This window comes from Pseudomonas sp. MOIL14HWK12:I2, from assembly GCF_000510745.1.
GTDB classification, from domain to species: Bacteria; Pseudomonadota; Gammaproteobacteria; order Pseudomonadales; family Pseudomonadaceae; genus Chryseomonas; species Chryseomonas oryzihabitans.
On sequence record NZ_KI783313.1, the window covers coordinates 669,526 to 687,995 of the forward strand.

The window sequence follows — 18,470 nt, forward strand, 5'->3', positions numbered from 1 at the left end:
TCTCCAGAGTGCCCGCCGGTACGCGGCGGGCGGACAGGGTCAGATACCGAGGCGATCGCGCAACTGGTAGTAGGTCGCGCCCAGAGCGGTGAAGGGCACGCGCAGGAGTTGCCCGCCCGGGAAGGGATAGTGCGGCAGGCCGGCGAAGGCATCGAAGCGCTCGGCCTGGCCGCGCAGGGCCTCGGCCAGTACCTTGCCGGCCAGGTGGGTGTAGGTGACGCCGTGACCGCTGCAGCCCTGGGAGTAGTAGATGTTGTCGCCGAGGCGGCCCACCTGGGGCAGGCGCGACAGCGTCAGCAGGAAGTTGCCGGTCCAGGTGAAATCGATCTTCACGCCCTTGAGTTGCGGAAAGGTCTGCAGCATCTTCGGCCGGATGATGGCCTCGATGTCCGCCGGATCCCGCGCGCCATAGACCACGCCCCCGCCGTAGATCAGCCGGCGATCGGCGCTGAGGCGGAAGTAGTCGAGGAGGTAGTTGCAGTCCTCGACGCAATAGTCCTGGGGCAGCAGGCTGCGCGCCAGCTCCTCGGACAGCGGCTCGGTGGTGAGCACCTGGGTGCCGCAGGGCATGGACTTGGCGGCCAGTTCCGGCACCAGCCCGCCCAGGTAGGCGTTGCCGGCGACCACCACGAAGCGCGCCTTCACCTGACCCTGAGCGGTATGCACCACGGGGTTGGCACCGCGGTCGATGCGGGTGGCCGCGCTCTGCTCGTAGATCTTGCCGCCGAGGGACGCCACGGCCGCCGCCTCGCCCAGGGCCAGGTTGAGCGGGTGGATATGGCCGCCGCTCATGTCCAGCAGGCCACCCAGGTAGCGATCGGTGCCGACCACCCTGCCGATGCCGGCCTTGTCGAGCAGCTGCAGCTGGGTATGGCCGTAGCGCTCCCAGAGTTTCTGCTGGGCTTCCAGGTGACCGAGCTGCTTGCCGGTCAGGGCGGCGAAGACGCCACCGTCCTTGAGATCGCACTGGATGTCGTAGCGGGCGACGCGCTCGCGGATGATGCGGTTACCTTCGAAGGCCATCTCGCCCAGCAGTTGCGCCTGCCTGGGTGGCAGCTGGCGCTCGATGGTATCGATGTCGCGGCTGTAGCTGTTGACGATCTGGCCGCCATTGCGCCCGGAGGCGCCGAAGCCGACCCGCGCCGCTTCCAGCACCGTCACGCTGAAGCCGTGCTCCAGCAGGAACAGCGCGGTGGAAAGCCCGGTGTAACCGGCGCCGATGACGCAGACGTCGCTGTCGACACTGCCCTGGAGCACCGGGTATTCGGTGTGGATGTTGCGCGAAGCCGCGTAGTAACTGCCGACGTGTTGTTGCATGGTGAGATTCCTCTGCCTGCGGCTCCGGCGCGAACGCCCGGGCCGCCGCGCCTGTTCAGAGCTTGATCCAGGTCGCCTTGAGTTCGGTGTATTTGTCGAAGGCGTGCAGCGACTTGTCGCGTCCGTTGCCGGACTGCTTGAAGCCGCCGAAGGGCGCCGTCATGTCGCCGCCATCATACTGGTTGACCCAAACACTGCCCGCACGCAAGGCGCGGGCCACACGATGGGCGCGGGAGAGGTCGCTCGTCCAGACGGCGGCGGCCAGGCCATAGGGGGTGTCGTTGGCGATGCGCACGGCCTCCGCTTCGCCATCGAAGTCGATCACTGCCAGCACCGGGCCGAAGATTTCTTCCCGAGCGATGCGCATGGCGTTGTCCACGCCTTCGAAGATAGTCGGCGTGACGTAGCTGCCGCCGGTTTCGCTCAGGGCCCGCTCACCGCCGCTCACCAGTCGCGCCCCCTCGGCGCGGCCGGCCTCGATGAACTCCAGCACGGTGCGCAGATGGCCTTCGTCCACCAGGGCGCCGACGCGGGTATCGGGATTCAGGGCATGGCCGGGCGCCCACGCCTGCAGCGCCTCCGCCACCAGGGCCAGAAAGCGCGTCTTGATCGAGCGTTCGACCAGCAGCCGCGAGCCGGCGATGCACACCTCGCCCTGGTTGAAGGCGATGGCCGCGGCGGCTGCCTCGGCCGCGGCCCTGAGGTCCGGGGCGTCGGCGAAGACGATGTTGGGGCTCTTGCCACCCGCCTCCAGCCAGACGCGCTTCATGTTCGACTCGCCGGCATAGACCAGCAGCTGCTTGGCGATGCGGGTGGAACCGGTAAAGACCAGGGTATCGACGTCCGGGTGCAGCGCCAGCGCCTGACCGACGGTGTGGCCGTAGCCGGGCAGCACGTTGAACACGCCCGCCGGGATGCCGGCCTCCAGCGCCAGGGCAGCGATGCGAATGGCGGTCAACGGCGACTTCTCGGACGGCTTGAGGATCACCGAGTTGCCGGTGGCCAGCGCCGGCCCCAGTTTCCAGCAGGCCATCATCAGCGGGAAATTCCAGGGCACGATGGCCGCGACCACCCCGACCGGTTCGCGGGTCACCAGACCGAGCTGGTCGCGCGGCGTGGGCGCCACCTCGTCGTAGACCTTGTCGATGGCCTCGGCGCTCCAGCGGATGGCATTGGCCGCCGCCGGCACGTCGATGGCGAGCGAATCGCTGATCGGCTTGCCCATGTCCAGGGTTTCCAGCAGGGCCAGCTCCTCGGCATGGGCCAGCAAGAGATCGGCGAAAGCGATCAGCACCCGCTTGCGCTGCGCCGGTGCCCGATGGGCCCAGTCGCCTCGCGCGAAGCTCGCCCGCGCAGCCTGCACGGCGAGCTCGGCATCCTCGGCCATGCAACTGGCCACCCGGGCCAGCGGGCGACCATCCACCGGACTCAGGTCGGCGAAGGTCGCGCCGCCCTGGGCGGCCTGGTAGCGGCCGTCGATGAAGGCACGGGCTTCGATGGTCAACGCCTGGGCACGCTGCTCCCAGTCCTGTTGCGTCAGCACGGTCATGATCACGCCTCCTAGACGGTGTGCAGGTACCAGTTGTATTCGAGGTCGGAGATGGTGGTCTCGAACTCCTCCAGCTCGGCTTCCTTGCAGGCGACGAAGATGTCGATGTACTCGGGGCTGATGTACTGGTTCATCACCGCGCTGTCGTCCAGCCGGCGCAAGGCGTCGCGCAGGTTGTTGGGCAGGCTCTGTTCGAGCTGCTCATAGGAGTTGCCACTGACCGGGGCGCAGGGCTCCAGGCGCTGGGTCATGCCGTGGTGAATGCCGGCGAGGATCGAGGCCATCATCAGATAGGGATTGGCATCGGCCCCGGCGACCCGGTGTTCGATGCGGATCGCCTCGCTGCTGCCGGTGGGCACGCGCACCGCCACGGTGCGATTGTCCAGGCCCCAGCTCGGCGCATTGGGCACATAGAACTGGGCGCCGAAGCGGCGATAGGAGTTGACGTTCGGGCAGAGGAAGGCCATCGACGCCGGCAGGGTTTCGAGAATGCCGGCGATGGCATGGCGCAGCGGCGCATGGTGCTCGGGATCGTCGGTGGCAAAGATGTTCTGCCCGGTCTGCTTGTCCAGCAGCGAGATGTGCACGTGCAGGCCGTTGCCCGCCTGGCCGGGATAGGGCTTGGCCATGAAGGTGGAATCCATCTCATGGTCGTAGGCGATGTTCTTGATCAGCCGCTTGAGCAGCACCGCGTAGTCGCAGGCCTTGATGGCGTCTTCGACGTGATGCAGGTTGACCTCGAATTGCGCCGGCGCGGATTCCTTGACGATGGCATCGGCCGGCAGCCCCTGCTCCTTGGCGCCTTCCAGCATGTCCTGCAGGCAATCCACGTATTCGTCCAGGTCGTCGATCAGATAGACCTGGGTGGAGACCGGCCGCTTGCCGGAGATCGGCGAGCGCGGCGGCTGCGGCCGGCCGTTCACGTTCTCCTGGTCGATCAGGTAGAACTCCAGTTCGAAGGCGGCGCAGATGGTCAGCCCCAGGTCGTCGAACTTCTTCACCACCCGGCGCAGCACCTCGCGCGGATCGGCGAAGAACGGCGAGCCGTCCTGTTCGTGCATGGTCATCAGCAGTTGCGCGGTCGGGCGCTTCTGCCAGGGTTCGTAGCTCAGGGTGCCGGGAATGGGAAAGCAGGTGCGGTCGGCGTCGCCGATGTGCAGGCCCAGACCGGTGCTTTCCACCGTGGAGCCGTTGATGTCCAGGGCGAACAGCGAAGCCGGCAGATTGATGCCGCGCTCATAGACCTTGGAGAGACTGGCCCGCTCGACGCGCTTGCCCCGGATGACGCCGTTCATGTCGGTGATCAACAGATCGACGTACTGGATCTCGGGGTGCTCCTTGAGAAAGCCGTTGGCTTCGGTGAGCTGGACGACGCGGGGGGATATCGAATTCATGGGAGGCATCCTTGACGCTGGCCCGCTTCGTTGTGCTTGCTCGTGCGGGTCTGGCAGCGTGGCTGTGGGCGGTGGTTGCTGCAGGCGCCGACCCTGTCTGCAAGGTCCGCCCTTCCACCTGATTGGCCTTGGGGGGCCAGGCCAGTATAAATTGGCATGAGCGCAACCTATATCGGCGAATCGGCAAAGGAAGAATGCACCGATGCAATATCAGATAGGTCATGCCGATCTCAAGCTGATCCTTGCCCTGGTCCGCGGCAGGACCCTGGCCCGCGCGGCGGAACAGTTGCAGGTGGACGTCTCCACGGTCTTTCGCGCCATCCGCAAGCTCGAAGCCAATCTGCAGGTCGCGCTGTTCGACAAGACCCGCCGCGGCTACACCCCGACCCAGAGCGCCAAGGCCCTCGCCGAACAGGCCGAGCGCGCCGAACAGGCGCTGGATGCGGCGCGCATCGCCCTCACCCAGGGCGAGAACGTCATCAGCGGCACGGTCCGCCTGACCTGCACCGATGCCGTGCTGCGCAGCCTGCTGCTGCCCGGCCTCGCCGACCTCATGCCGCGCTATCCCGCGGTCGCCCTGGAAGTCGCCACCTCCAACACCTTCGCCAGCCTGAGCCGACGGGATGCGGACATCGCCCTGCGCCTGTCCAACGCCCCGCCCGAACACCTGATCGGCCGCCGGCTCGGTCGCAGCTCCTATTTCGTCTGCGGTCACGAACGCTATCGCAGCGGTTACGGCCAGCTGGCCACCGAGCTGCCCTGGATCGCCCCGGACGACTCCCTGGCCGATCACGTCTCGGTGACCTGGCTGCGCCAGGCCTATCCCAGCCTCACCCCGCGCTATCGCTGCAGCAGCATGTCCTCGGTCGGCAGCCTGGTCGGCGCCGGCCTCGGTGTGGCCGCCCTCCCCGATTTCATGATCAGCAGCCTGGAGGGCGTCGAACGCCTGGGTCCGGCGCTGCATGGCTGCGACACCGATATCTGGCTGCTGACTCGTCCGGACAATCTGTCGCTGCGCTCGGTGCAGATCCTCTTCGATGAGTTGGCGAATCTGTTGAAGGCGCGGATAGCGGATGTCTGTCAGGCCTGAAACGAAGCGTTCGTTCGTCGGTTTTGCTGCCAACTTGCCTAAAACTTTTGAAACACCACGTCCCACTTAAACAACCACCTAAAAAGGTTTTAATGAATTTTTCACGCATTCTTCACGAGCTTTTTGAAGATAAAGTCGCTAATGCGACCAAGAGCCCTCAAGCGCTCTTCCGACAACCAGAGTCAAGCACGCAAGGCGCTCTTTCCAAGTAGATCGTCGGCGACGAATTGCCTTAAAAAACAAGCGGGTTAGGCGATATCTATGGGCGTGAGGAACCTGTCCATGGAGACAACGATGAGCCGCCTGTTCGCCATACCCGAGAATCCTGATCGTGACTGCCTGCTGCAGATCCACAGATTGCTGACGTTGAGAATCGATCAACTGCGCAATGTGGATATGGGCAGTCCGCAACTGCAGGACATGCTCTTTCAGTTCGAAGCCCTGACGGCGGAAACTATCCAACTGGTGGAGGAAGTCGCGGTTCGACTTGCCACGGAAACAAGCTAGCTGACGACTGACAATGCAAGTCCAGGCGGCGCGGCACTCTTAGGCGAAACGCCTCCTGGTGATCCGTGCCGCTGCCGGCAAAAGCAGACCTTGGGTAACGTCGCCCTCAAGGAGGAAGGCGCGCACGATCAGGCTCCGTCCAGCATGAGCGTCCATTCGCAGATCAAGAGCTACCGGCTCGATTCCGTTCTCGAAAAGCTGAACGACACGACCGGCAGCCGGCAGCCACCCGTCCTCACCAGCGCCCTGGCGCGGCGCCACCCCGCGAGGCGTCCGACGCTGTCCAGACTGCTGGAGCGACTGCGCCGCACGGCTGGCTCGAGCACGTCCGGCGAGCGTGATGCCGAGCGGCGCCGAGCCCCCAATGAAGTCATCACCCAGCATCCAAGGCCAGACCGATGAAGAACGCCAAACTCGCCACCCTGCCCACGCAAACACTGATGCAGCGCCTGACGCGTGAACTGGACGGCTGGACCGTGCTGGTCAGCCCGACCTGCCCGGACGGCTCGATCTTCGCGCGCCTGTATTCGCGCGCCGATCGGCGCGCGATCGCCATCCCCTTCGATGTCCAGGCGATCGCCAACGACAGCTATATCCGCGAGCGACTGGCGCTGGTGCGCGCCTCCCGCGTCTGACCGGACCTCCGCGCAACCGGCCTCTCAGCCAGGGAGGCAGGGGCCGGTACTGCCCCGCACCACCAGTTCGAAGGGCAGCACCACCTCCCGGCGGGGCGGTGGCGAACCGGCGAGGGTCTCCAGCAGCAGGGCGACCGCGCGCTGGCCGAAGGCTTCCGCGGGCTGGGCGATGGTGGTCAGCGGGGGATCGCTGTAGGCGGCGAAGGCGATGTCGTCGAAGCCGGCCAGGGACAGATCCTCGGGCACCCGCAGCCCGGCGCCGCGAAGGGTCTGGAGGGCGCCGATCGCCATCTCGTCGCTGCAGCAGAACAGTGCCGTCGGCCGCTCCGATAGCCGCAGCAGCGCCCGCGCCGCGGCGGCGCCGGCGGCCAGGGTGAAATCACCCGGGTGCAGCAGGTCAGGATCCAGCGGGACACCGGCCTGGTTGAGCGCCTCCTGATAACCCGCCAGGCGTTCCAAGGTCAGCGGACTGCGTTCCGGTCCCTTGATCAGGGCGATGCGCCTGTGACCGAGCGCCAGCAGGTGTTCGGTCAGGCAGCGGGCGGCGGCGCGATTGTCCAGCCGCACCTTGGGCCAGGCGTGCTCGGCGAGCACCTCGCAGGCATTGACCACCGGCGGTGCGTCGGGGTCACCGGCGAAGGGATCGAAGGCGCGCAGCTGGATCACCCCATCCGCCTGCCGCGCATAGACCAGTTCGGCGTACTCGCGCTCGCGGGCCTCGTCGCCCGCGGTATCGCACAGCAGCACCCGATACCCCGCCGCCTGGGCCGCCTGCTGGATCCCGGCGATGACGCGGGCGAAGAAGCTGTTGGCGATCAGCGGCACCAGCACCACCAGGTTGCCGGTGCGGCGCGAGCGAAACTGCACCGCCATCGCGTTGGGCCGGTAGTTGGCCGCGGTCACGGCGGCCTGCACCCGTTCGCGAGTCGCCGGCGCCACCACCTCGGGATTCTTCAGGGTGCGCGAGACGGTCGCGACCGATACCCCGGCCAGTTCGGCGACCCTGCGGATATTGGACATGCGGCCTCGGTTGGCGTGGGAAAGGGTGCAACTGTGCGCAAAGCCCGGCGTGCGGGCAAGCCGTACGTCCGCCGGGCGCTTGACTAAAGATCGCCGCAGGCTCCAAATACCCGCAGATGTAACCGGTTACACTCAACACAATAACAGACCGAGGGTAAGAGGATGCAGGCTGAAACCGGCGGCAAGGTCCGTTACGGCATGATCGGTGGCGGCCAGGGCGCCTTCATCGGCGCGGCCCATCGGCGCGCCGCGGCCCTGGATGGCGCGCTCGAACTGGTCTGCGGCGCCTTCAGCCGTGATTTGGCCAACAACGAGGCGACCGGTCGCGAGCTGGATCTGGCGCCCGAACGGGTCTATGCCTCCTGGGAGACCCTGCTGGCCAGCGAAGCCCGGCTGCCCCCCGAGCAACGGGTCGAGTTGCTGGTGATCGTCACGCCCAACGATCTCCATGTGCCCATCGCCCAGGCGGCCCTGAGCGCCGGTTTCCACGTCTTTTCGGAAAAACCCGCCGGCATCTCCCTGGCCCAGGTGCAGCGCCTGGCGGAAACGCTGGCCGCCCTGCCCCGGCCGCTGCGCTATGCGCTGGCCCACACCTACCTCGGCTATCCCCTGGTGTGGGAAGCCCGCGAGCGCGTCGCCCGCGGCGAGCTGGGGGCGCTGCGCAAGATCCATGTGGAATACCCCCAGGGCTGGCTGGCCCAGGACCTGGCCGCCACCGGCAACCGGCAGGCGGCCTGGCGCGACGATCCGGCCCTCTCCGGCCCGGGCGGGTGCCTGGGCGACATCGGTACCCATGCCTTCAGCCTCGCCGAATTCATCGGCGGCCAGCCCATCACCCGCCTCAGTGCCCACCTGCGCAGCCACCTGCCCGGTCGGCGGCTGGACGACGATGTCATGGTGCTGTTCGAAACCGCCGCGGGCGCCAGCGGCAGCCTGCTGGCCAGCCAGGTCTGCATTGGCGAGGAGAATGGCCTGCGCATCCGCCTCTACGGAGAGCGCGGCAGTCTGGAATGGCAGCAGCAGGCACCCAACAGCCTGCTGCAGCGCAGCCTCGACCAACCGCCGCAGACCCTGCGCGCCGGCCTCGGTCTGCCCTGGCTGAGTGCCGGCACCCAGCAGCGCCTGCGCCTGCCCGCCGGGCACCCGGAGGGCTATCTCGAAGCCCTGGCCAATCTCTATCGCGAGCTGGCCGCGGCCATTCGCAATCCCGCCGACCCCGCGCCGGGCCTGCCCGGCATCACCACCGGCTGGCGCGGCCTGGCCTTTATCGAAACCGCCCTGGCCAGCCATCGGCGCCAGGGCACCTGGACCCCCTTACCGACCCTAGGAGCCTGAACATGGCCGCCAACGCTCGTCACGGCCTCAAGGGCCCGGCGATCTTTCTCGCCCAGTTTCTCGACGACAAGCCGCCCTTCGACACCCTGCCCAACCTGGCACGCTGGGCGGCGGACCTCGGCTACCGCGGCATCCAGCTGCCGACGCTGGGCCCGCAGTGCCCGAATCTGGAACGCGCCGCCGCCAGCCAGGACTACTGCGACGAACTGCTCGGGCAGTGCGCCGACGCCGGGGTGGCCATCAGCGAACTCTCCACCCACCTGCAGGGGCAACTGGTGGCCGTGCATCCGGCCTTCAGCGAGGCCTTCGACGGCTTCGCCCCGCCGGCGCTGCGCGGTCGTCCGGAGGAGCGCCAGGCCTGGGCGGTCAAGCAGCTCAAGCTGGCCGCCAAGGCCAGTCGCCGCCTCGGTCTCAAGGCGGTGGCGAGCTTTTCCGGTGCCCTGCTCTGGCCCTATGTCTATCCCTGGCCGCAGCGGCCCGCCGGCCTGGTGGACGAGGGCTTCACCGAACTGGCCCGGCGCTGGCGTCCCATCCTCGACGTCTACGGCGAAGAAGGCATCGACCTCTGCTTCGAATTGCATCCGGGCGAGGACCTGCACGACGGCGCCACCTTCGAGCGCTTCCTGGCGGCCGTGGACGACCATCCCCGCGCGCGCATCCTCTATGACCCCAGCCATTTCGTCCTGCAGCAACTGGACTACCTGGGCTTCATCGACCGCTATCACGCGCGCATCGGCATGTTCCACGTCAAGGACGCGGAATTCCGTCCCGATGCCCGCAGCGGCGTCTATGGCGGCTACCAGGACTGGGCCGAGCGGCCGGGACGCTTCCGTTCCCTGGGCGATGGCCAGGTCGATTTCGGCGCCATCTTCAGCAAGCTCACCCAGTACGGCTTCGACGGCTGGGCGGTGCTGGAATGGGAGTGCTGCCTCAAGGACGCGGCCCAGGGCGCGGCCGAAGGAGCGCCCTTCATCCAGCGCCACCTGATCCAGCCGGCCACCCGCGCCTTCGACGACTTCGCCGGCAGCGACGCCGACCCGGCGCGCAATCGGCGGATGCTCGGCCTGGAGTAAGGACCCGCCTCGTTTTTTCGTCACATAACCCACAACAAGGAATCGACGATGAACGCACTTTCGCTACGCCTGAGCACCCTGATGTTCCTGCAGTTCTTTATCTGGGGCAGCTGGTTCGTCACCCTGGCGACCTTTCTCGGCAATACCCTGGGCGCCAACGGCGGCCAGATCGGCCAGGCCTTCGCTACCCAGTCCTGGGGCGCGATCCTGGCACCCTTCGTGATCGGCCTGATCGCCGATCGCTACTTCAACGCCGAGCGCATCCTCGGCCTGCTGCACCTGGCCGGCGCGGTGCTGCTCTACCAGCTCTATGCGGCGGCCGACTTCACCACCTTCTATCCGCTGGTGCTGGCCTACATGCTCTGCTACATGCCGACCCTGGCGCTGGCCAACTCCGTGGCCTTCCGCCACCTGGCCGATCCAGCCCGGCAATTCGCCAAGATCCGGGTTTGGGGCACCCTGGGCTGGATTGCCGCCGGCCTGGCGATCAGCTTCGTCTTCGCCTGGGACAGCCGCAGCGGCATCGCCGCCGGGGCCCTGCGCAACACCTTCCTGCTCGGCGCCGCGGCTTCCCTCATCCTCGGTCTCTACAGCTTCAGCCTGCCGCGCACCGCGCCGCTGCCGGCCACCCGCGGCGGCCTGGGCGCGATGCTCGGCCTGGACGCCCTGCGCCTGCTCAAGGACCGCAGCTTCGCGGTGTTCTTTGCCGCCTCGGTGCTGATCTGCATTCCGCTGGCCTTCTACTACCAGAACGCCAACCTCTTTCTCGCCGAACTGGGGGTGGCCAATCCCACCGGCATGATGACCCTCGGCCAGGTGTCGGAGGTGGGTTTCATGCTGCTGCTGCCGCTGTTCATCCGCCGCTTCGGCCTCAAGCGCACCCTGCTGGTGGGGATGCTCGCCTGGGCGGTGCGCTATGGCTGTTTCGCCCTGGGCGCCCAGGGTGACGCCCTCGCCTACCTGCTGCTGGGCATCGCCCTGCATGGTGTCTGCTACGACTTCTTCTTCGTTTCCGGGCAGATCTATACCGACGCCAAGGCCGGCGAAGCGAACAAGAGCGCGGCCCAGGGCCTGATCACCCTGGCCACCTATGGCGTGGGCATGCTGGTCGGCTTCCGGGTCGCCGGGATGGTCTCGGACCACTACGCCAGCGCCGCCGGCCATGACTGGCAGGGCATCTGGCTGTTCCCGGCGCTGTTCTCCCTGGGCGTGCTGCTGGCCTTCCTGGTCACCTTCCGCGACGCCCGCCCGGCACGCGCCACGGCGGCTGCGCCCCTGCGCTAGGACATTGCGATCGGAGGCCCGCCTCGACTTGGGTCGGGCCTCCGATCAGCGCCTTCCTCCCCGACGATCCAGCTAGACCCGTGGCCCAGGCGCTGCGCCTGCCGGTCTGCGCCTTGGGGCTATCCCTCCCGCGCCCTCCTCTGCAGCAAGGCCACGCTGGCCCGAGCGCCTGCCCCTCCCGCGCCCATCGCCTGCCTTGAGCAAGAAGGCTTTCACTAATCAGACCGCACTCTGGCAAGACCAATTCGAAAAAATCCAATTGGTCTTGCCAGATATCCAGACTGGGGTGTAGCTTTCCCTGCCATGGATCTCACATAGGGCAGCGACCCTAGAACAACAACAAGAGAGAGCACCATGCTGGATACCCCATCGCCCCGCGGCGAAGGTGGCGGCCCCGTACCGGCTGCGCCCGCGCCCTGTCTGACGCTCGAAAACATCTCCAAGCGCTTTCCCGGCGTCGTGGCCCTCAACGATGTCAGCCTCAGCCTCTACCCGGGTGAAGTCCACGCCATCTGCGGCGAGAACGGCGCCGGTAAGTCCACCCTGATGAAGATCGTCAGCGGCCAGCAGCCGCCGGACGAGGGGCGGATCCGCTACCTGGGCGAAGAGCGGCAGTTCAAGTCGGTGTCGGAAGCCGAGCAGGTGGGCATCGCCATCATTCACCAGGAGCTCAACCTGGTGCCCCACCTCACGGTGGCGGAAAACATCTTTCTGGCCCGCGAGCCGGTGCGCTTCGGCCTGATCGACAGACGCAAGATGCAGGCGGACACCGAAGCCTGCCTGGCACGCCTGGGCGTGGCCATCAGCCCCCGCGCGCCGGTCTCCAAGCTGTCGGTGGCCCAGCAGCAGATGGTGGAGATCGCCAAGGCGCTGTCGCTGGACGCCCGGGTACTCATCCTCGACGAACCGACCTCCTCCCTGACCGAAAGCGAGACCCAGGCGCTGTTCAAGGTCATCCAGGACCTCAAGGCGCGCGGCGTCGGCATGCTCTACATCTCGCACCGGCTGGACGAGATGCGCCACATCGTCGACCGGGTGACCATCCTGCGCGACGGTCGCTACGTCTCCACCCAGCGCTTCGCTGAGACCAGTGTCGACGCCATCGTAGCAGGCATGGTCGGGCGCTCCCTCGACGAGAAATTCCCGCCGCGCACCGCCGTGCCCACCGGCGAGGTGCTGCTGCGGGCGCGGGGCCTGACCCGCAAGGGGGTCTTCCAGGACATCAGCTTCGAGCTGCGCCGCGGCGAGATCCTCGGCTTCGCCGGCCTCATGGGCGCCGGCCGCACCGAGATCGCCCGGGCGATCTTTGGCGCCGACCGGCTGGATGCCGGCGAGGTGGAGATCAACGGCCGCGCGGTCACCATCCGCAGTCCGCGCGACGGGATCGATGAAGGCATCGCCTACCTGTCCGAGGACCGCAAGAAGGACGGCCTGGCGGTCAAGATGACCCTGGCGCACAACCTGACCCTGGCCAATCTGGACGCCCTCTGCGGGCCGCTGGGGTTCATTCGCTTCGGCGAGGAGGCGCGGGTCGCCCAGGACTACGTGCGGCGGCTGGACATCCGCACGCCCACGATCGACAAGGTCACCCGCTATCTCTCGGGCGGCAACCAGCAAAAGATCATCATCGGCAAATGGCTGTTCCGCGACGCCCGGATCATGTTCTTCGACGAGCCCACCCGGGGTATCGACGTCGGCGCCAAGTACGCCATCTACGAAATGATGGACCAGCTGGCGGCCCAGGGCATCGGGGTCGTCCTGATCAGTTCGGAGCTGCCGGAATTGCTCGGCATGAGCGATCGGATCCTGGTCTTTCACGAAGGTCGCCTGACCGGCGACGTCGAGACCCGGGCCACCTCCCAGGACCAGATCATGCACTACGCCTCCGGCTGCACGTCGCACTGACGGCAGCTCGCCCACGCGTGTCGAGCGAGACAGAGAAATGACCGAAAAACAAAAAGAATTCCTGCAGAAGTTTGGCGCCCTGGTCAGCCTGCTGGCGCTGATCGCGGTGTTTTCCTCCATGAGCAGCGCCTTCCTGACCATGGGCAATGGCATGAGCGTGGCCTTGCAGGTCACCTCCATCGCCTTTCTCGGCCTCGGCGCGACGGCGGTGATCATTACCGGCGGCATCGATCTCTCGGTGGGCTCGGTGCTAGCCCTGGCCGGCGTGGCCAACGCCATGGCGGTCAAGGCCGGCGCGTCCATCGAGGTGGGCATCCTGGTCGGCCTGATCGTCGGCGGGATCTGCGGGGCGATCAACGGGCTGTTCGTGACCCTGGTCAAGCTGCCGCCCTTCATCGCCACCCTGGGCATGATGCTGGTGGCCCGCGGCCTGGCGCTGCGACTGACCGATGCCCAGCCCATCTCCGGCCTCGGCGCCGCCTTCGGCACGCTCGGCAACGGCACCCTGGGGCGCATCGAACGCATCGGCGACGACGGCTTTCCCAACGTGATCTTTCCGGGCATCCCCTACCCGGTGATCATCATGATCGTGCTGGCCATCGCCCTGTGGCTGGTGCTCAGCCGCACCCGCCTGGGTCGCCACATCTACGCCGTGGGCTCGAACGCCGAAGCGGCCCGCCTCTCCGGGGTCAAGGTGCGCGCGGTCACCCTCTTCACCTATGTGCTGTCCGGCGTGCTGGCGGGCCTGACCGGCGCGGTGCTGATGTCACGCCTGGTCACCGCCCAGCCCAACGAAGGGGTGATGTACGAACTGGACGCCATCGCCAGCGCGGTGATCGGCGGCACCTCCCTTTCCGGTGGCATCGGCAGCGTGTCGGGCACCCTGATCGGCGCCTTCACCATCGGCGTCTTGCGCAACGGCCTCAACATGCTCGGCGTCTCCAGCTTCACCCAGCAGATCATCATCGGCCTGGTGATCCTGCTGACCGTCTGTATCGACCAGCTCCGCAACCGCAAGAAGTGAACCCTCGATAACAACAACAAGGAACGACCGATGAAAAACTTCAAGAAAGTGGTCCTGGGTGTCGCCCTCTCCGCCGCGACCTCCCTGGCGCTGGCCGGTAACGGCGAGATCGCCGTCATCGTCAAGAGTGCCAACTCCAACTACTGGCAGAACGTGCAGAAGGGCGTGCAGGAAACGGCCAAACAGCACGCCAACTACAAGGTCACCTTCCAGGGACCGGCGTCGGAATCGGCGATCGCGGACGAGGTGAACATGGTGGTCAACGCGGTCAACCGTGGCGTCTCGGGCATCGTGCTGGCGCCGTCCGACCCCGATGCCCTGGTCCCGGCCATCAAGCAGGCCTGGGAAGCCCATATCCCGGTGGTGCTGATCGACTCCTCGGTGGCGGAAAGCGGCGCGCCCTACTACCAGTCCTTTCTCTCCACCGACAACAACAAGGCCGGCGAGCTGTCCGCCCAGCGCATGATCGAAAAGGTCGGCAAGACCGGCAAGATCGCCATCATGTCCTATGTGCCGGGCACCGGTTCGGAAGTGGGCCGGGTCGGCGGCTTCCGCAAGTACCTGGAGCAGCATTCGCAGCTGACCGTGGTGGGCCCCTTCTATTCCCAGTCGCAGATGGCCAACGCCCTCAACCAGACCACCGACGTCCTGGCCTCCAATCCCGACCTCAAGGGCATCTACGGCGCCAACGAACCCACCGCGGTCGGCATGGCGCGGGCCATCGCCCAGTCCGGCAAGGCCGGCAAGCTGCAGGCCATCGGCTTCGACGGCAACGAAGACCTGCAGGGCTTCGTCCGCGACGGCACCCTGGACGCCATCGTGGTGCAGAGTTCCTATCGCATGGGCCTGGAATCGGTCGCCACGGTGATCAAGGTCATCGAGAAGCAGAAGGTGCCCAAGTTCATCGACACCGGCGTCCTGCTCATCGACAAGGCCAACCTGGACAGCCCTGACGCACGCAACGTGCTCTATTGAGCGGAGGCCTGGCGATGAATCTCTCCGAACGGCGTCCCCTGGCGAAAAGCCCGCTGGCCCTGCCGGTGCTGGGGCTCGGTTGCTCCCAGCTGGGCGGGCTGTACCGGGACATGCCGCTGCAGCAGGCCGTCGACACCCTGGCCGGCGCCTGGCAGCAGGGCATCCGCTATTTCGACACGGCGCCCTTCTATGGCTATGGCCGCTCGGAGCATCGCCTCGGTGCCTTTCTCGACGAACAGCCACGGGATGACTTCGTGCTCAGCAGCAAGGTGGGCCGGCTGCTCGCGCCCAATGGCAGCGAGCGCGCCAACGGCGACGGCTGGGAACGGCCGCTGCCCTTCAAGCCGGTCTACGACTACCGCTACGACGCCATCCTGAGGTCCCACGAAGACAGCCTGCAGCGACTGGGGCTGGCGCGGATCGACATCCTCTATGTACACGACATCGGCCGCCGCACCCACGGCGAGCGGCACGACCTCCACTGGCAGGCGCTGACCCGGGGCGGCGGTTTCCGCGCCCTGGAAGAGCTGCGCAGCAGTGGCCAGATCCAGGCCATCGGCCTCGGCGTCAACGAATGGGAGGTGGTGGTCGACAGCCTCAGGGAGTGCCCGCTGGACTGCACCCTGCTAGCCGGTCGCTACACCCTGCTGGAACAGGAAAGCCTGAAGCTCCTGCTCGATCGCTGTCGGACCCAGGGCCACGCCATCGTCGCCGGCGGAGTGTTCAACTCCGGGATCCTCGCCGGTGGCCAGCACTTCGACTATGGCGCCGTGCCGCTGGCGGTGGTCGCCAAGGTGCGGGCGCTGCAGGAGGTCTGCCGCGACTTCGCGATCCCCCTGGCCGCCGCGGCCCTGCAATTTCCCCTGGCCCATCCGGCGGTCGCCTCGGCAGTCATCGGCGCACGCAGCGCCGAGCAGGTCGCCAACAACCTGGCCTGGCTGCAGACGCCCATTCCGGCGGAGTTCTGGAGCACCCTCAAGCAGCGCGGCCTGCTGGACGCCGACGCTCCCGTGGCGGGAGCCCCGGCATGAAGCCGCACCGCCCTTTCCACCCGCCTCTGTGGCGACGGACGCTCGCTGCCATTCCCAACGAGCGCCCGGCCCTGAATCCAACGTGCATCCCGATGCGATGCGGAGTCTTCCTATGCTGACCGTCATCTGTGAAAAACCCGGCCTGCTGGTCTCGCGCGATACGCCCAAGCCCGCCCGAGGCGAAGGCGAAACCCTGATCCGCATCCGCCGGGTCGGCGTTTGCGGCACCGACCTGCACATCTACGAAGGCAACCAGCCCTATCTGGAATACCCACGGGTGATGGGCCACGAGATTTCCGGCGTCGTCGAGGAAACCGACGACAGCGGGCGCCTGCAGGCGGGAGACGTCGTCTACGTGGTGCCCTATCTGTCCTGCGGCCAGTGCATCGCCTGCCGCCAGGGCAAGACCAACTGCTGCACCAGGATCGCGGTCCTGGGCGTGCATCGCGACGGCGCCCTCACCGAATACCTCAGCCTGCCCGACCGCTTCGTCTTCAAGGCCGAGGGCCTCAGCCTCGACCAGGCGGCCATGGTGGAATTTCTCGCCATCGGCGCCCATGCCGTGCGCCGCTCGGGCCTGGGCCAGGCCCAGCGCGTGCTGGTGGTGGGCGCCGGTCCCATCGGCATGGCCGCGGCCATCTTCGCCGGTATCGCCGGGGCCCAGGTCACCGTCCTCGACACCCGCACCGATCGCCTGGCGTTCTGTCGCCAGCATTTGAAGGTCGCCGCCACGGTCACCGTCGGTGACGGCGACAAGGACGAACTGGCGCGGCTGACCGATGGCGACTTCTTCGATGTGGTGTTCGACGCCACCGGCAACGCCCGCGCCATCGAGCGGGGTTTCGAATTCGTCGCCCATGCCGGCAGCTATGTGCTGATCTCGGTGGTCAAGGACCACATCCGCTTCGCCGACCCCGAATTCCACAAGCGCGAGACCACCCTGCTCGGCAGTCGCAACGCCACCGCCGAGGACTTCCAGCACGTCGAGCGCTGCCTGCGCGAAGGCCTGATCCCGGACCAGGCGCTCAATACCCATCGCCTGCAACTGGCCGAGTTGCCCACCCGCTTCGCCGAGCTGCTGGACCCGGCCCGCGGTGTCGTCAAAGCCATCGTCGAAATCTAACGGGCCTGACCTGGCCGAGGAGCGAGACCATGACACGCTACTGCCTGTTGCTGGACCTGCGGGACGACCCCGAACTCATCGCCGAATACGAACGCCAGCACGCGGCGGTCTGGCCCGAGGTCATCGCCCATCTGCGCGAAGCCGGCGTCGCCAACATGACCATTTGGCGCCTCGGCTGCTGCCTGACCATGCTGCTCGAGGCGGGGCCGGACTTCTCCTTCGCCCGCATGCAGGAGCTGGAACAGCGCAATCCGAAGGTCCAGGAATGGGAAACCCTGATGGCGCGCTATCAGCTGTCCTCGCCGGAGGCGGGATCGGAAAAGTGGCAGCTGGCGACCCCGCTGTTCGAGCTGGCGGCCCTGCCCTAGGTCGCTGGCGCCGATCCGGGTAGCCCATGAGATACTGAAGCCCTTGAAGATGCAGGTTTCATCGATGACGCTGCCCACTGCCACCACCGAAAGAAAGCTCTACCAGAAGATCGCGGACCGCCTGCGCCAGCACATCCGCGAGGGCGCCATCGAAGCCGGCACCCGCCTGCCCCCGGAGCGCGACCTGGCGCAGTTGCTGGGCGTCTCCCGGCCGTCGCTGCGCGAAGCCCTGATCGCCCTGGAAATCGAAGGCAGCATCGAGGTTCGCCAGGGCTCCGGCATCTATGTGAACGCGGCCCTGCTGAACAACGGCGCGCGGACCTCCACCCTCGGCGAGAGTCCTTCGGAGCTAATGCATGCCCGGGCGATCATCGAAGGCGCGGCCATCGTGCTGGCCTGCTCCCTGGGTGGCAAGGCCGACTACCGCTACCTGGCGAAGTGCATCCAGAACATGAGCGACAAGATCGCCCAGGGGCTGTCGCCCATGGAGGACGATCGCAAGTTCCACTGCCGGCTGGCCCGGATGAGCGGCAACTCCACGCTGGTGCGCATCATTACCTCGCTGTTCGACGAGCGCCACAGCCCCATCTCCACCCATGTCGCCGAGCAGACCGAAAGCCAGAAGACCTGGGGCGTCGCCGTGGCCGAGCACGAGGCCATCCTGCGCGCCGTGGAAGCCCGCGACCTGATCGGCGCCCAGACCGCCATGCGCCACCACCTGCTCTGCTCGGAAGCGCGCTGGCTGGAGGGGTTCGCGTCCAGCGAGGAGTGAGGAGTGAGGAGTGAGGAGTGAGGAGTGAGGGCGACAGGCGCGGACGGGGTGGCTCGCCGCTGAAGCCT

General features: G+C 67.0%; 18 protein-coding genes. 14 read left to right on the plus strand and 4 right to left on the minus strand.

Features of this window, described 5'->3' with window-relative positions; all coding sequences use genetic code 11:
- Positions 1-39: 39 nt before the first annotated feature.
- The 3 genes from PSK12I2_RS0119395 to PSK12I2_RS0119405 are packed head-to-tail and all read right to left on the minus strand — an operon-like array spanning position 40 to position 4,260.
- Entirely contained in the window at positions 40-1,317 is a 1,278-nt protein-coding gene (locus PSK12I2_RS0119395; RefSeq protein WP_027599686.1) for an FAD-binding oxidoreductase, read from the minus strand.
- A 55-nt stretch (positions 1,318-1,372) separates the two neighbouring features.
- Entirely contained in the window at positions 1,373-2,866 is a 1,494-nt protein-coding gene (locus PSK12I2_RS0119400; protein ID WP_027599687.1) for an aldehyde dehydrogenase, read from the minus strand.
- Positions 2,867-2,877: 11 nt separating this feature from the next.
- Positions 2,878-4,260 (minus strand): glutamine synthetase family protein, encoded by a 1,383-nt coding sequence (locus PSK12I2_RS0119405; protein WP_027599688.1) that lies wholly within the window; start codon positions 4,258-4,260, stop codon positions 2,878-2,880.
- Between the two features lie 202 nt (positions 4,261-4,462).
- Here PSK12I2_RS0119405 and PSK12I2_RS0119410 point away from each other — a divergent pair, with 202 nt between their 5' ends.
- From PSK12I2_RS0119410 to PSK12I2_RS0119425, 4 genes are all read left to right on the plus strand, one after another.
- Positions 4,463-5,350: a LysR family transcriptional regulator gene (locus PSK12I2_RS0119410; RefSeq protein WP_027599689.1), complete on the plus strand. Its 888-nt coding sequence runs from the start codon at positions 4,463-4,465 to the stop codon at positions 5,348-5,350.
- Between the two features lie 294 nt (positions 5,351-5,644).
- Positions 5,645-5,857, plus strand: a complete 213-nt coding sequence (locus PSK12I2_RS0119415) for a hypothetical protein (protein WP_177324658.1) — start codon at positions 5,645-5,647, stop codon at positions 5,855-5,857.
- Between the two features lie 90 nt (positions 5,858-5,947).
- Positions 5,948-6,259: a hypothetical protein gene (locus PSK12I2_RS24965; protein WP_156930165.1), complete on the plus strand. Its 312-nt coding sequence runs from the start codon at positions 5,948-5,950 to the stop codon at positions 6,257-6,259.
- On the plus strand, positions 6,256-6,492 hold the full coding sequence (locus tag PSK12I2_RS0119425; protein ID WP_027599692.1) for a hypothetical protein: 237 nt from the start codon (positions 6,256-6,258) through the stop codon (positions 6,490-6,492). The genes PSK12I2_RS24965 and PSK12I2_RS0119425 overlap by 4 nt, the downstream gene beginning before the upstream one ends.
- Before the next feature lie 24 nt (positions 6,493-6,516).
- On the opposite strand, the gene PSK12I2_RS0119430 is transcribed toward PSK12I2_RS0119425, so the two are convergent.
- Positions 6,517-7,512, minus strand: a complete 996-nt coding sequence (locus PSK12I2_RS0119430) for a LacI family DNA-binding transcriptional regulator (RefSeq protein WP_027599693.1) — start codon at positions 7,510-7,512, stop codon at positions 6,517-6,519.
- A 162-nt stretch (positions 7,513-7,674) separates the two neighbouring features.
- Here PSK12I2_RS0119430 and PSK12I2_RS0119435 point away from each other — a divergent pair, with 162 nt between their 5' ends.
- From PSK12I2_RS0119435 to PSK12I2_RS0119480, 10 genes are all read left to right on the plus strand, one after another.
- Entirely contained in the window at positions 7,675-8,847 is a 1,173-nt protein-coding gene (locus PSK12I2_RS0119435) for a Gfo/Idh/MocA family protein (RefSeq protein WP_027599694.1), read from the plus strand.
- 2 nt (positions 8,848-8,849) lie between these two features.
- Positions 8,850-9,920, plus strand: coding sequence for a sugar phosphate isomerase/epimerase (locus PSK12I2_RS0119440; RefSeq protein ID WP_027599695.1), 1,071 nt, complete (start codon positions 8,850-8,852; stop codon positions 9,918-9,920).
- A 48-nt stretch (positions 9,921-9,968) separates the two neighbouring features.
- Positions 9,969-11,204: a nucleoside permease gene (locus tag PSK12I2_RS0119445; RefSeq protein ID WP_037007855.1), complete on the plus strand. Its 1,236-nt coding sequence runs from the start codon at positions 9,969-9,971 to the stop codon at positions 11,202-11,204.
- A gap of 354 nt (positions 11,205-11,558) precedes the next feature.
- Positions 11,559-13,109 carry a sugar ABC transporter ATP-binding protein gene (locus PSK12I2_RS0119450; protein ID WP_027599697.1) on the plus strand — a complete coding sequence of 517 codons (1,551 nt, stop codon included), beginning with the start codon at positions 11,559-11,561 and terminating at the stop codon, positions 13,107-13,109.
- A gap of 37 nt (positions 13,110-13,146) precedes the next feature.
- Positions 13,147-14,133, plus strand: a complete 987-nt coding sequence (locus PSK12I2_RS0119455) for an ABC transporter permease (RefSeq protein WP_027599698.1) — start codon at positions 13,147-13,149, stop codon at positions 14,131-14,133.
- Between the two features lie 30 nt (positions 14,134-14,163).
- On the plus strand, positions 14,164-15,108 hold the full coding sequence (locus PSK12I2_RS0119460) for an ABC transporter substrate-binding protein (RefSeq protein ID WP_027599699.1): 945 nt from the start codon (positions 14,164-14,166) through the stop codon (positions 15,106-15,108).
- Positions 15,109-15,122: 14 nt separating this feature from the next.
- Entirely contained in the window at positions 15,123-16,139 is a 1,017-nt protein-coding gene (locus PSK12I2_RS0119465) for an aldo/keto reductase (protein ID WP_027599700.1), read from the plus strand.
- 112 nt (positions 16,140-16,251) lie between these two features.
- Complete coding sequence (locus PSK12I2_RS0119470; RefSeq protein WP_027599701.1) at positions 16,252-17,262, plus strand: zinc-binding alcohol dehydrogenase family protein; 1,011 nt, start codon at positions 16,252-16,254, stop codon at positions 17,260-17,262.
- Positions 17,263-17,291: 29 nt separating this feature from the next.
- Entirely contained in the window at positions 17,292-17,630 is a 339-nt protein-coding gene (locus PSK12I2_RS0119475; RefSeq protein WP_027599702.1) for an L-rhamnose mutarotase, read from the plus strand.
- Positions 17,631-17,694: 64 nt separating this feature from the next.
- A complete protein-coding gene (locus tag PSK12I2_RS0119480) occupies positions 17,695-18,402 on the plus strand; it encodes a FadR/GntR family transcriptional regulator (protein ID WP_027599703.1) in 708 nt (235 codons plus the stop codon).
- Positions 18,403-18,470: the final 68 nt, after the last annotated feature.